Source organism: Streptomyces caniferus (assembly GCF_009811555.1).
Taxonomy (GTDB): domain Bacteria; phylum Actinomycetota; class Actinomycetes; order Streptomycetales; family Streptomycetaceae; genus Streptomyces; species Streptomyces caniferus.
This window is the reverse complement of sequence record NZ_BLIN01000003.1, coordinates 493,718-506,691: the sequence shown is the minus strand read 5'-3', so window position 1 is coordinate 506,691 and position 12,974 is coordinate 493,718. Positions and strand designations below refer to the sequence as shown.

The 12,974-nt window shown below is 71.4% G+C and carries 15 protein-coding genes; 3 read left to right on the top strand and 12 right to left on the bottom strand.

Annotated elements, in window-relative coordinates:
- Positions 1–11: 11 nt before the first annotated feature.
- From Scani_RS10925 to Scani_RS10910, 4 genes are all read right to left on the bottom strand, one after another.
- Positions 12–386 (bottom strand): hypothetical protein, encoded by a 375-nt coding sequence (locus tag Scani_RS10925; protein WP_159472981.1) that lies wholly within the window; start codon positions 384–386, stop codon positions 12–14.
- A 103-nt stretch (positions 387–489) separates the two neighbouring features.
- Positions 490–870 carry a roadblock/LC7 domain-containing protein gene (locus tag Scani_RS10920; RefSeq protein WP_159472978.1) on the bottom strand — a complete coding sequence of 127 codons (381 nt, stop codon included), beginning with the start codon at positions 868–870 and terminating at the stop codon, positions 490–492.
- Between the two features lie 70 nt (positions 871–940).
- Positions 941–1,795 carry a hypothetical protein gene (locus Scani_RS10915; RefSeq protein ID WP_159472975.1) on the bottom strand — a complete coding sequence of 285 codons (855 nt, stop codon included), beginning with the start codon at positions 1,793–1,795 and terminating at the stop codon, positions 941–943.
- 44 nt (positions 1,796–1,839) lie between these two features.
- A complete protein-coding gene (locus tag Scani_RS10910; protein ID WP_159472972.1) occupies positions 1,840–2,223 on the bottom strand; it encodes a hypothetical protein in 384 nt (127 codons plus the stop codon).
- Positions 2,224–2,863: 640 nt separating this feature from the next.
- Between Scani_RS10910 and Scani_RS10905 the strand changes: the two genes are divergently transcribed.
- A complete protein-coding gene (locus tag Scani_RS10905; RefSeq protein WP_159472969.1) occupies positions 2,864–4,501 on the top strand; it encodes an alpha/beta hydrolase in 1,638 nt (545 codons plus the stop codon).
- Positions 4,502–4,579: 78 nt separating this feature from the next.
- On the opposite strand, the gene Scani_RS10900 is transcribed toward Scani_RS10905, so the two are convergent.
- The 5 genes from Scani_RS10900 to Scani_RS10880 form a co-directional block, all read right to left on the bottom strand.
- On the bottom strand, positions 4,580–5,065 hold the full coding sequence (locus Scani_RS10900) for a YbaK/EbsC family protein (protein ID WP_159472966.1): 486 nt from the start codon (positions 5,063–5,065) through the stop codon (positions 4,580–4,582).
- 27 nt (positions 5,066–5,092) lie between these two features.
- Positions 5,093–5,917, bottom strand: a complete 825-nt coding sequence (locus Scani_RS10895; protein ID WP_159472963.1) for a TIGR02452 family protein — start codon at positions 5,915–5,917, stop codon at positions 5,093–5,095.
- A 98-nt stretch (positions 5,918–6,015) separates the two neighbouring features.
- Positions 6,016–7,074 (bottom strand): NAD-dependent epimerase/dehydratase family protein, encoded by a 1,059-nt coding sequence (locus Scani_RS10890; RefSeq protein ID WP_167538068.1) that lies wholly within the window; start codon positions 7,072–7,074, stop codon positions 6,016–6,018.
- Positions 7,075–7,164: 90 nt separating this feature from the next.
- Positions 7,165–7,893 (bottom strand): lysophospholipid acyltransferase family protein, encoded by a 729-nt coding sequence (locus Scani_RS10885; RefSeq protein ID WP_159472960.1) that lies wholly within the window; start codon positions 7,891–7,893, stop codon positions 7,165–7,167.
- A 326-nt stretch (positions 7,894–8,219) separates the two neighbouring features.
- Positions 8,220–8,975: a type 1 glutamine amidotransferase domain-containing protein gene (locus Scani_RS10880; RefSeq protein WP_159472957.1), complete on the bottom strand. Its 756-nt coding sequence runs from the start codon at positions 8,973–8,975 to the stop codon at positions 8,220–8,222.
- A 154-nt stretch (positions 8,976–9,129) separates the two neighbouring features.
- On the opposite strand from Scani_RS10880, the gene Scani_RS10875 reads away from it, so the two are divergent.
- On the top strand, positions 9,130–9,801 hold the full coding sequence (locus Scani_RS10875; RefSeq protein WP_159472954.1) for an SCO2207 family protein: 672 nt from the start codon (positions 9,130–9,132) through the stop codon (positions 9,799–9,801).
- Between the two features lie 206 nt (positions 9,802–10,007).
- Positions 10,008–10,442: an SSI family serine proteinase inhibitor gene (locus tag Scani_RS10870; RefSeq protein ID WP_159472952.1), complete on the top strand. Its 435-nt coding sequence runs from the start codon at positions 10,008–10,010 to the stop codon at positions 10,440–10,442.
- Positions 10,443–10,487: 45 nt separating this feature from the next.
- Here Scani_RS10870 and Scani_RS39900 read toward each other — a convergent pair whose 3' ends face one another.
- The 3 genes from Scani_RS39900 to Scani_RS10860 all read right to left on the bottom strand — a co-directional run bounded on the left by Scani_RS39900 (position 10,488) and on the right by Scani_RS10860 (position 12,879).
- Positions 10,488–10,646 carry a hypothetical protein gene (locus Scani_RS39900; RefSeq protein WP_167538067.1) on the bottom strand — a complete coding sequence of 53 codons (159 nt, stop codon included), beginning with the start codon at positions 10,644–10,646 and terminating at the stop codon, positions 10,488–10,490.
- A gap of 105 nt (positions 10,647–10,751) precedes the next feature.
- A complete protein-coding gene (locus Scani_RS10865) occupies positions 10,752–11,711 on the bottom strand; it encodes a cytochrome c oxidase assembly protein (RefSeq protein ID WP_159472949.1) in 960 nt (319 codons plus the stop codon).
- A gap of 142 nt (positions 11,712–11,853) precedes the next feature.
- The gene (locus Scani_RS10860) at positions 11,854–12,879 is read right to left on the bottom strand and encodes a 6-phosphofructokinase (protein ID WP_159472946.1); all 1,026 of its coding nucleotides are present in this window, start codon (positions 12,877–12,879) and stop codon (positions 11,854–11,856) included.
- Positions 12,880–12,974: the final 95 nt, after the last annotated feature.

The window sequence follows — 12,974 nt, the reverse complement described above, 5'->3', positions numbered from 1 at the left end:
GCCGCGCCGCCTCAGATCTCCAGGTCGCCTTCCAGCCGCGCCAGGCGCAGCCGCGCCAGCGCGAGGTTGGCGCGCTTGCGGTCCAGCACCAGATAGAGGAAGAGACCGCTGCCGTTCTTGCCCGTCACCGGGCGGATGATGTGGTACTGCGCGGTCAGCGTGATGAGCATGTCCTCGATGGCGCCCTGGAGTTCCAGCATCTCCATGGTGCGCATCTTGGCCCGTACGACATCGGTGTTCCCGGCCGCCGCGACATTGAGGTCCAGGGCCTGCTTGTCGCCCAGGGTGGCCAGGGCCATACCGCTGGTGTAGTCGACCAGGGCGACGCCGACCGCGCCCTCGATGGTCGACATCGCGTCGGCGAGAGCGGATTCCAGTTGAGCCATGAGGGGTTCAGACCTTTCGCTTTTCAGGGGTGTTTCCGGGGTTCCGGGTCCGGCTTTCGGGTTCCGGGTGCTGCGTTCCTCCGGGTGCGGGGCGGACGTTCCGCTACCGGTGGGGCGGTGCGTCCACGAGGGCGCCGATCCGCTCCGCTGCCCTTCGGGCCTGCAGATGGAGCCGCCCCACGTTGGTGTCCGGGCTCGCCACGGCGGTCAGGACCGCCCGCCGCCCGGCCGAGTAGGCCGCGATATAGCCGTCCGTGCCGCGGGTCAGGGATTCCTCGAAGGCGCCCTGCCCGGTCGCGTCGGTGAGCCGTTTGGCGACGCCGATCGCGGCCGCGGTGAGGGCGGCCAGGCCGTCCGGCTCGATATCCGGCAGATCATGGGCGATCACCATGCCGTCCACGCTCGCCACCATCCCGCCCTGGAAGTGGCGCACTTGATCGCGCAGCGTATGCAGTTCCTCCCGTATCCGGGGTTCGATCGTCATCAGTCTCCTTTTCACGGCGTGCTTTCTGAGGACGCGCCTCATGGGGTGCACTGTCTTCGTGCGCGAGGACTCACAGGTTCTCCTCCAGCGCCGTACGCAGTCGGACAAGGAGGGCAATATCCGGATCGGCGGTGGCGAGCGCGTCCGGTACCGGTAGTTGCCAGGTCGCGGCGGGGCCTCCTTCGGTGACGGGGGCGGGGGCGGGACCGGTCAGGCAGGCGCCGGGCCGACGCCGGGGGAGCGGGGACGGCGCCCGGGGGATGCGGACGAGGCCGGCGGCGGCGAGGCGGCGGATGTCGAGCAGCGTTCCGAACGCGGACTGTCCCAGCGCCCGGGCCAGGTCGTACGGCGTGTGCCGGCCGTCGGCGAGGGCGAGCAGCCGCCGTTGGCGGCTCGTGGTGGGGGCCGGGGTGCGCGGGTGGACGGGAACGACGGGGGAGGAGTCGACCGCCGCCCAGGGGCGTAGCCGGTCGAGCAGCAGCCGGCGGTGGGCCGTCGCCTGCTGCAGCGCGGTGGCGCTGACCGGGCGTATGACCCCCAGCCAGTGCCCGGCCCCGGGCGTGAAGGTCGTGGTCTCGGGCGTCAGCGGAAGGGCGAAGAACGCGGCGTCGAGCAGCGCGGCGAGATGGCATATCTCCAGTTCGGCCTGGGTCAACCACCCCTTGCCGACCAGTAATTGGCCCCCGCTCTGCTCCGGTCCGGCCGATTCCGCGGCGTACTGCCAGCCCTGCGGCGGCAGCTTCCCGGACGCGGAGAGCCGGAGGTCGAGGCCGGGGGCGGCGGTGCCCTCGATGCAGTAGACCTCGCCGTCGAGGAGGTAGAGGCAGCCGTGCGGGCCGTTGAGGGCGCCGGTGACGCGTTCGGCGGCGAACCGGTCGAGCAGCCCGGCCGGGGCGGGCGGGTGAGGAGATATGGGCAGGCCCATGGCTGGTTCCCTTAGCGTTCGTGCGGTGTGGCGGAGCGCGCCGTTCAGGACGCGACCAGCTCCGCCGCCAGATCGCGCAGCCGGAGCCGGGCGACGGCGAGATTGGCCTGCGTGCGGTCCAGCCAGAGGTAGAGATAGGTCTGACTGTCGAAGGCCGTGTGCACAAAACGGATGAGGTGGTAGCTGCCCGCAGCCGTGATGATGAGGTCTTCGAGGTCCGGGCCCACGGCGCCGGTGGTGTCGAAGGTGGCGTTGCGCGTCACGGCCTGCACCACCTCCGCGGTGTCCGCCGCGGCCGCGTCGTGATCGTCGTGCGGCGCCCGGCCCGCCGTGCCGAGGGTCAGACCGCTGGTCCAGTCGATCAGTCCGGCGCCCTGAACGCCGGGGATCCCCATCGCTTGGGACAACACCTGATCGATACCCGGCACTTCGGATCTCCTTCGCGACGGCCCGGACGCGGCGTGAAAACGCCGAAGCCCTCCCTTGTGGCGGTGAGTGGGAGAGCCTTCACGGAAGGTTACTGAAGGTGTGCGGCTGGCACATGCCCGATGGGCAGGTCTACGGCAATTGACGTATTCTCGCCCCTGCGCGCCCCTCCGGGAGCCATTGCGCCGTACCGCACTCCATCAGGTTGCACCTGGCCGTGAACTCCCCGCCGAGCGGCCTGACCTGGCGACGAACTCTGGTGTTGCCCCGTCATCCACACCCCAGAGGGCCCGAGTTGAGGGTCGCACGGGTGTGAGGGGGGTGACGCGGGATCGGGCACAGTCGACGGGCGGTGTTGGCCGGAAAGGTGAGGTTCCGCTGCGATCTCCGGCCGTTCGCCGACCGTACGGAGGGCCGGCCTCCGCACCGCCGGTGCGCCCGTGCGGCAACCGGTCGGGCTCCGCTGCCGGGCGTACCTCCGCACGTCGACGGGGCCGGATCCGCCGCCGCCGGAAACCTACAGCTTGGTAAAGAAGTGTGGGTCAAACCTGTTCAAGAGCAGATGCCGCACGACAGGATCCCCCCGTAAGCCTGTGATCGACGCCGCCACAAGTGGCACACCATGCAGGGGGAATCAACCACGTGAGAAAAACAGCAGCGCTCGGCGCCGCCGGCACCCTGGTGACCGGTGCGCTCCTCGCCGGAGCGATATCCGCCACGCCCGCCAGCGCGGGCGACAAGCACCAGCGCGGTTCGGCCGAAGCACGCGGTGTGGCGATCGCCGCCGCGCGCGCGGCCAAGAAGGGCATCGACTGGCAGGACTGTCCTGCCGACTGGGGCTTCAAGCCGCCCATCCAGTGCGGCTATGTCAGCGTCCCGGTCGACTACGCCCGGCCCAACGGCCGCACCATCAAGATCGCCGTGGACCGTGCCGTCAGCACCGGCACCAAGAAGGAGCGTCAGGGCGCCCTCGTCTACAACCCCGGCGGCCCCGGCGGCTCGGGCATGAGGTTCCCGGCCCGCATCACCACCAAGAGCCCCCTGTGGGCCAAGACCGCCAAGGCGTACGACTTCGTGGGCTTCGACCCGCGGGGCGTGGGCCACTCCGCGCCGATCTCCTGCATGAACCCGCAGGAGTTCGTCAAGGCGCCCAAGGCCGATCCGGTGCCGGACAGCGAGGCCGACAAGCGCGCCCAGCGCAAGCTGGCCAAGGAGTACGCCGACGGCTGTGCCGAGCGCAGCGGCGGCCTCCTGCCGTACATGACGACCAAGAACACCGTCCGCGACCTGGATGTGATCCGCGCCGCGCTCGGTGAGAAGAAGCTCAACTACCTGGGCGTGTCCTACGGCACCTACCTGGGCGCCGTCTACGGCACGCTCTTCCCGAACCACGTCCGCCGGATGCTCGTCGACAGCGTCGTCAACCCGGCCCGCGAGAACATCTGGTACCAGGCCAACCTGGACCAGGACATCGCCTTCGAGACCCGCTGGGGCGACTGGAAGAAGTGGGTGGCCAAGAACGACGCCACCTACCACATCGGCGCCACTCCCCAGAAGGTCCAGGCGGCGTGGGAGAAGCTGCGCGCGACCGCCAAGAAGAACCCCATCGGCGGCGTCGTCGGCCCCGCCGAGCTGACCGGCTTCTTCCAGAACGCGCCGTACTACGACTCGATGTGGGCCTCGGTCGCCGAGGTCTGGAGCGCGTACCTCTCCGGCGACAGCAAGCCGCTGGTGGAGAACGCCGGTCCGAACCTCGAGGACACCGCGGGCAACATCTCCGCGGAGAACGGCAACGCGGTCTACACGGCCGTCGAGTGCACCGACGCCAAGTGGCCCACCAGCTGGAAGAAGTGGGACCGCGACAACACCCGCATCCACCAGCAGGCACCGTTCATGACCTGGTCCAACGCCTGGATGAACCTGCCCTGCGCCACGTGGCCGGTCAAGCAGCAGCGACCGGTCGACGTCAAGACCGGCAAGGGCCTGCCGAGCGTGCTGATCGTGCAGAGCACCCGCGACGCGGCCACGCCGTACGGCGGTGCGGTCGAGCTGCACAAGCGGTTCAAGGGCTCGCGCCTGATCACCGAGCGGGACGCCGGATCGCACGGTGTCACCGGTCAGGTCAACCCCTGCATCAACGACCGGGTCGACGCGTACTTCCTGGAAGGGAAGACCGACGCCAAGGACGTGACCTGCGCCCCGCACGCCACGCCCCAGCCCAACAAGCTGTCGGCGGCGAAGTCCCTCCTGGGGTCCTTGGACCTTCCTGCTGTGGGCTGATGACGGCATGAAAGGTGCCGGCACCGCATGACGGCACGCAGGGGCGGCCGGGATTCCTCCCGGCCGCCCCTGTCGTCGTCAGCCCGCGATCGGTTCGACCCGCGGCTCCGCGATCGCCACATAGTCCGCCGTGACCAGCGCCAGCGAGCGGTCCAGCCGGGCCGCGTTGAAGAAGATCTCCGGCTGTTCCAGCAGCGTCGGATCGACGATCAGTGCCAGCTCCTCGTCGAAGGAGAACGGCAGGATGGTCCCGCTGACACTGCGCGCCAGCCGCTCCGCGACCTCGGGCGTGGCGAACCCGGCGTACGAGCCGCCCAGCAGGGCCTTCACCGCCCCCAGATCCACCCGCCGGTCACCCGGCACGACCGCCAGCACATGGCGCTTGGTCTTCTTGCCCAGCTTGACCATCACCACGATGCATTTGGCGGCCTGCTCGACGGCGTTCCCGCGCAGCGCGCTGACCGCCTCCGTCGCGCCCTCCTCGGCATGCTGGTAGATCCGGTAGCGCGCCCCGCGCTCGTCCAGCAGCCCGATCAGCTTGGTGTAGGTCTCGTGTTCGGTCATCGTGGTACGCACTCCTGCTCTCGTTGCTCATGCCGGAAAAATCGCGGAGAAGGCGGCCCTGGTGGGGGAGTCCGCCCGACGGTCCAGCACGGCGAACACAATATGGTCGAACCAGCCGCTGAACCGGCCGCCGTCCAGCAGCGCGGCCGCGAACGCCCCTGCCACCTCGGCCGGTTCGTTGCGGAAGACCCCGCAGCCCCAGGCGCCGAGCACCAGCCGGCGGTGCCCGCCGGCCGCCGCCACCTCCAGCACCCGCTCCGCACGCGTCGCCAGGGCCGCCGCGACGCGGCCCGTCTCGGCCGGCCGCTGCCGCGCGATCACTCCCGCGTTCGGCGCGGCGGCCGTCAGAAAGCCCGCCTCGTACGGCACGTCGAGCAGGGTGCCGCGGTCGTCGCGGAACACCGGCACGCCGGGGGAGAGGACCACCCGGTCGCTGTAGAACGGGCTTGGCTCGGCCCGGTGCGCGGCATAGAAGTCCGGGGCCTCACGCACACAGGTGTAGAGCGCCGACCCCCGGCACAGCGCTTCCTCCTGGGCCTGCGCACCGTTGAGGTAGCCGCCGCCGGGATTGCGTGCGGAGGCGAAGTTCAGCACGGCCGTCGGCCCTTCGCCCGTCTGTGCCAGCCGCTGCCCCGCCGTGAGGCTGCCCTCTCCCGTCACCTCGAACACCGTGCGCACCTTCGACGACGGCGCCTCGACCGCCACCGGGTCCGGCCCGTACAGCCGGGTCCCGGCCCGGGCCCGGCGGACCGCAGCGCCGATCTCCACCAGCCGTCCGCCCGGCGCGCGGTACGCGCCCGCCGCGACGATCCGTTCCGTTTCCTGTGCCATGCCACGCAGTCGGGCGCTCATCGTCGGCACCCCCGTATCCGGTCGTTCATAACGATCAAGGTACGGGCAGGCGGTGCGCCCTGCGATCGGATTTCGCCGCCCGCCGCCCGCCGCGGTCATCAGCCCTGCTCGCCGCCCCGCCCCGCCAGCCAGCGGTCCTCGGCCGCGTACCCGAACAGCTTCTCGTCCGAGTAGACGCCGGCCATCATCGGGAACACCTCCCGCCAGTCCCGCCCCTCGACCCGGCCGGTCAGCCATTCCACCGTCGCCGGCAGCGACTCCTCGTAGGTCGTCACGGGGCGGTAGCCCAACTCGCGCTCCGCCGCGGTCATGTCGTAGACGAGGGGATGCGGGACCGACCAGGGGGTGTCGCCGACGTCGGACGACGGCGGGGCGCCGTCCAGCCGTACGATCTCGCTCTCCGGCGCGCCCATCGCCGCATCCACCGCCGCCGAGATCTCGGCCACCGTCGGCGCCTGCGGATCGGCCGCGTTGAGCACCCGCGAGCCCGGCCGGCGGGCCGCCAGCCGGACCAGCTCCGCGAGGTTGTCCACATGCACCGGATGGAAACGGCTGCTGCCGCCGTAGGCGAGCACCCGCACCCGGCGCCCGTCCAGCACCCGCTTGACGAAGTGCAGCTCACGGGGCAGCGGACTGTACGGGCCGTGCACGGCGCAGGCCCGCAGCAGCGTCACCGGCAGCCGGTCGCCCTGCGCCAGCAGCGTCCGTTCCAGGGCGGCCTTGCGGCTGACGTAGTTGTCGTCGCCGGGCCGCACGGTCGGCTGGGACTCCGGGACGGGCAGCGGATAGACGGGGGAGCCGTCCGGTTCGCCCATCGTCGCGAAGCTGCGCCCGCGGTCGTCCTCGTACACCGCGCAACTGGAGACCACCACGGCCGAACCGATCCGGTCCGCCAGCGCCGTCAGCTGCTCCGCGTGCGCGGCCCCGTACGCCACACAGTCCAGCAGCACATCACAGCCCTCGCCGACCAGTCCGGCCAGCGCCGCGTCGTCCTCCCGGTCCGCCGTCACCGGGCGGACCCCCGCGGGCCAGGAGTCGTCGCGCCCGCCGCGCCGGGACGCCGCCCGTACCTCCCAGCCGTCCCGCGCCAGGGCCCGCACCGCCGCCCGCCCGATCTGCCCGCTCGCCCCGATCACCACTGCGCTGCCTGATGTCATGACAGGAACCCTAGGAAGGAGCGCAGTGGGCGTCGGAGGGGTTCGCCGACGGCGCAAGGAGACCGCCGTCGGCCGACCCGGGCCGGCCGTTCAGTCCGCGGTCTCCCTCCCGTGCCCGCGCCGTCCGTGGGCGCGCGCCTGTGCCTGTGCCGCGGCCTTGGCCTCGCCCGCGTAGGTGTCGACGTACTCCTGTCCCGACAGGGTGAGGATCGCGTACATGATCTCGTCGGTGACGGCGCGCAGTGCGATGCGTTCGTCCTCCAGCCCCGCATAGCGCGAGAAGTCCAGCGGGGCGCCGAAGCGGATGGTGATGCGCATGATGCGCGGCAGCCGCCGGCCCGTCGGCTGTGCCTCGAACGTGCCGATCATCGCGCACGGCACCACCGGAACCCCGGCCTTGATGGCCATCGAGGCGACGCCCGTACGCCCCTTGTAGAGCCGGCCGTCGTGCGAGCGGGTGCCCTCCGGATAGATGCCCAGCAGCCGGCCCTTGCGCAGGACGGAGAGCCCCGAGGAGATCGCCGCCTGCGAGGCACGGCCCCCGGACCGGTCCACCGGAATCTGCCCGACGCCCCGGAAGAACGCCGCGGTCAGCCGCCCCTTCAGGCCGGGCCCGGTGAAGTACTCGGCCTTGGCCAGAAACGTCACCCGGCGCGGCACGATCGCCGGCATCACGAAGTGGTCGGCGAACGACAGATGATTGCCCGCGATGATCGCCGCGCCCTCTTCCGGCACATGATCGAGCCCCTCGATCCGCGGCCGGAACACCAGCCGCAGCAACGGCCCGAGAAGCAGGTACTTCAGCACCTGATAGAACACAGGGCAACCCCATTCCGTCGGCTCGCCCGGGCGGCTGCGTCGTGCCAGGTCACAAGGGGTGCCCGGGGACGGTCAGTGAGTCTATGGGCACCTGTCGTCGCGGGTGAGCACCTTCGGCCGGATCGATGCGGACTCTTTCCGATGCCTGACGGCTACCCCCACGACGGGGCTCGGACGCATCGCAGCCACCGCTCCGTCGGCCCCGGTGGACACGCCAAGGGCCCGGCGGAAAGCTGCCCGGGCAGGCCGGGCAGGTGCTGACGGCGGGCGCGCGGCTGAGCCGCCGGCCCGCTGCCCCGGAGGGCCGCCGGAGCGCTGCCGTCACCTCAGCGCTCGCGGGCCTCCAGGAGCGCGCCGAACCGGCGTCCGAAGAGATAGGCATCGCCCGGCCAGCGCGCGGAGAGGTAACGGCCGTCCTGCACGACGAACGCGGCCGAGTCGTCGGTCGCGGTGCCCCGCGCGGCCAGGACCCTGGGCCCCCGCTCGAAGCGGGCGTCCGGGCCGGCCAGCGCGGCCCTGACCTCGTCCTCCACATACGCCGGATACGTACGGTAGTAGCGGCCGAGCCGCCATGCGGTGGCCAGATACGCCGACCGCTCCATGTACTTCGGCAGGCAGGTCGTCCGCCGGTCCGCGAGCAGGCTGCGGCCGGTGGACGCGTCCCGTGCCCGCGCCGCCACCAGCACACCGTGGCAGATCGCCCCGACCGGCCGGTCCAGCGCCCAGAACCTGCCGACCTGCTGCCGCAGTACCTCCGAACCCAGGTACTGCCGCATCCCCGGTGCGTGCCCGCCCGGCAGGATCAGCCCGTCGTACTCCTCCGGGACCAGCTCCGCCCAGCCGACGGTCGCGGCGAACTCCTCGCTCCGGGTGAGCTCTTCGTAGAAGTGCCGGGGCTCCTCCGCGGCGCCGAGCTGTCCGAAGAGGACACCGGTCAGCAGCCGCGGGTCGCAGGCGGGCCGGGTGCCGGCCCGTTCGGTGGCGAAGACGACGTGGTGGCCGGCGTCGGTGAGCAGCCGCCAGGGCACCGCCACTTCGGTGACATCGAAATCGCGGTCCGGGACCGGCATCAGCACGCGCATCCGGGCATCATCGCAGGCCCTTGTTACCTTTCGGTATCCGCTTTGGCATCCCCGGACAACTTTCAACTCGCCATGAACGAGGGCGGGTTGACTCGCCGTACTGCACGGTGACCGAGCCTGCACCCAGGGTCCAGGCCGAGGACAGGAGTCAGAGATGTCCCGGAAGAAGAGAGTCGGCAAGCGTCAGAAGATCGTCATCTGCGTCAGCGCCGCCGCGCTCGTCGGTGGCATCGCCATCGCCACCGCGGGCACCAGCCAGGCATCGGTGGCGTGCGACGGACTGGCCACCGCCCTGAGCAACAACGAGAAGTTCATCGCCGATCAGCAGGCGAATCCGGACGCCCAGTCGGCGGCCCGGATCGCCAACCGCCAGGCCGTGATCAAGGAGATCCAGGTCAAGCAGAAAGCCGCGGGCTGCTCCGAGGGACAGGGCGGGGGCGACGCGGCGGGCGCCCCGCCGACGGGCAACGAGCCGCCCGCGTCCAGTGCCCCGCCCGGGTCGGCGGACCAGTCGGCCTCCGGCGCCCCCTCCGCCTCCGCCGACCCGCCCGCGGCGGACAACCCGCCGGCCGCCGGCGGCGACGTGGTCTGCGCGGGCTCGACGGTGACCCTCTCCGGCGAGGGCGGCGCTCCGGCGGCGTCCAGCAACCAGTTCCCCACCGGCACCAAACTGAAGGTGACCAACCTGGACAACAACAAGTCGACGACGGTCTCCGTGACGTCGACGTCGGGCAGCTGTGCCCTGCTCAACAACGCGGCCTTCGAGCAGGTGCGTGAGGAGGGCAAGTTCCTGATCCGCCGCGCCCGGATCGAGCGCGTCGGGTAGTCCCGGTCCGGTGGCCGGCAGCGGAGACGCCTCCTCCGCTGCCGGCCACCCCTGTCTCCGAGGGGCGATCGACGGTCCGTACGGGCGACCTGACGGCGTGCCCGCTTGCCCGCCGCGGCCCGGCGCGGTGGCCTGGGGCCGCCGGGCGCCACGCGTCGCTGTCAGGCTCCGGCAGGCGATCCCACCGAGCTTCCCAGGAGACACCGATGCCCGTGAGCCGTCGACGCCGATCCATCCGTGCCACCCTGACCGTGTCCGTGTCCGCGCTCGCCGCCCTCTCCGCGGCCCTGCTCAGCACGCTCTCCGCGGGCCCGGCGCAGGCCGACGAGCCGCCGGCCGCCGATCAGGGCCTGCTGCTGACGGTGTCCGGAGCCGGCAACACCTGGAGCCGGGGCGTGCGCCTCACCTGCCCGGACGTCCACCGCAGACATCCGCACGCGGCCGCCGCCTGCGACGCGCTGGCCTGGGCCCGCGGGAACCTGGACGCCCTGCCCGGCCACCCGCAGTCCTGCACCCGGGAGTACGACCCGATCACGGCCACCGCGACCGGCACCTGGCACGGCATCGTCGTGAACTGGCACAAGGAGTTCCCCAACGGCTGCACGATGGACTCCGCGACCGGGCCCCTGTTCCGCTTCTGACGCCTCGGCGGCGGCGGGCCCGCGCCGCCCGCCGGACCGGCGGCCTCAGACCGGCCGGGCCGCCACCACTCCGATCGTCACCAACGCCAGCACCACCCAGGCGAACCAGAGCCAGCCATTGGCCCCCATCGCCACGGTGTAGGCGGTCGCCACCACCAGCCCGCTCACCGTGCACACGGCCATCGTCCTAGCAGATCCGGGCATACCCGCAACCTCCTCACGGCGGCCGGGGGCACTCCTGCCACGGGCCGCGGCCATGGGACCATCGTCCCCGGCCGCGGCCCGTACCGCCAGAGTGGCGACCCGTCGTTACCGGCTCCGTGCGTTGAGCGAGGCGAGGTAGGCGTTGTAGTCGGCCAGATCCTTGTCGCCGTTGCGGTCGGCGGCCCGGTCCGCGCGCTGCGACTGACGCTCCTCGGACTTGTACCACTGGAAGACCAGGGCGATCAGCACCACCACGGACGGGATCTCGCTGAAGGCCCAGGCGATGCCGCCGGCCGCCGACTGGTCGGCCAGCGCCTCGATGCCGAGCGAGGACGGCGGGTGCAGGAAGGTGTCGACCATCGGTTCGGTGGCCATCATCAGGGCGATTCCGAAGAAGGCGTGGAACGGCATGCCCGCGAACAGCTCCAGCATCCGCATCACATAGCCGGGCCGGTGCGGGCCCGGGTCGACGCCCATGATCGGCCAGAAGAACACCAGACCGACCGCGAGGAAGTGCACCATCATCCCGATGTGCCCGGCCCGGGACTCCATCAGGAAGTCGAACAGCGGCGAGAAGTAGAGCGCGTAGAGACTCGCGATGAACAGCGGGATGGTGAACGCCGGATGCGTGATGATCCGCATGTAGCGGCTGTGCAGCAGCGCCACCAGCAGTTCGCGCGGCCCTTTGCGGCCGCGCCCGGCGGCCGGCAGCGCGCGCAGCGCGAGGGTCATCGGGGCCCCGAGCAGCAGCAGGATCGGCGAGAGCATGCTGATGACCATGTGCTGGACCATGTGCACGCTGAACATCGCCATGCCGTAGTCGTTGAGCCTGGTGCACATCACCAGTGCCACCGTCACGAGGCCCACGGCCCAGGCGACGGTCCGGCCCACCGGCCAGGCATCGCCCCGCCGCCGCAGCCGGATCACCGCCCAGCCGTACAGCCCGAGTCCCAGCAGGCAGCCGACGAGAAAGAACGGATCACCACCGAACTCCAGGCCCCGCGCCAGCGTGAACGGCGGCAGATCCATGTTCATGCCGTCCATGCCGTGCCCGCTGTGATCCATCCGCTCGCTCCTGATTCGTACCGATACTCCGCCGACAAGACTAGAACCGCCCCCGGCCGGACCATGCGGCAGGGCCGCATAGCGGTGCAGTGGCCGGGGGCGGTTCGTGCGGCGCGGAACTATCGCGCGGAGAGAGCCTCGGTCACAGCACGCACTCGGCCTCGTCGTAGCGCTCCGCGGGCACCGTCTTGAGCGTCTCCACGGCCTCGGCCAGCGACACCAGCGTGATGTCGGTGCCGCGCAGGGCCGTCATCATCCCGAAGTCGCCGCGGTGCGCGGCCTCGACGGCGTGCCAGCCGAAGCGGGTGGCGAGCACCCGGTCGTACGCGGTCGGGGTGCCGCCGCGCTGGACATGCCCGAGGATCACCGGGCGGGCCTCCTTGCCGAGGCGGTCCTCCAGCTCCACGGAGAGCTGCCGGGCGACACCGGCGAACCGCTCGTGGCCGTACATGTCCTTGCCGCCGATGTCGAAGGACATGGAGCCCTCGCGCGGCTTGGCGCCCTCGGCGACGACCACGATCGCGAACTTCTTGCCGGCCTCGAAGCGCGCGGAGACCCGCGCGGTGAGTTCCTCGATGTCGAAGGGCCGCTCCGGCACCACGATCGCGTGCGCACCGGCCGCCATGCCCGAGTGCAGCGCGATCCAGCCGGTGTGCCGCCCCATCACCTCGACGATCATCACGCGCTGGTGGGACTCGGCGGTGGTCTTGAGCCGGTCCAGCGCCTCGGTGGCCACACCCACCGCGGTGTCGAAGCCGAACGTGACGTCCGTGACGGCGATGTCGTTGTCGATGGTCTTCGGTACGCCGACGATCGGCAGCCCGGCGTCCGACAGCAGCCGCGCCGCCTTCAGCGTGCCCTCGCCGCCGATCGGGATGATCGCGTCCAGGCCCAGCTCGGCGACGTGGCCGCGGGCCCGCTCCACACTGTCGCGCAGGTGGGCGGGCTGCACCCGCGAGGACCCGAGGATGGTGCCGCCGCGCGCCAGGATGCCGCCGACGGCGTCGAGGTCGAGTTTGCGGTAATCGCACTCCAGCAGGCCCTTCCAGCCATCGCGGAAGCCGATCACCTCATCGCCGTGGTCGGCGGTGGCACGGTGGACGACGGAGCGGATGACGGCGTTCAGACCGGGGCAGTCGCCGCCGGAGGTGAGTACACCAATACGCATTGCTCGAAAAACCCTCTGCAGCTCAACCGGGGGCCCGGACCCCGTCGTCCGGTTGGATTCCGCTCACCCTACAAGCGCGGGGCCGCTGGGCACAC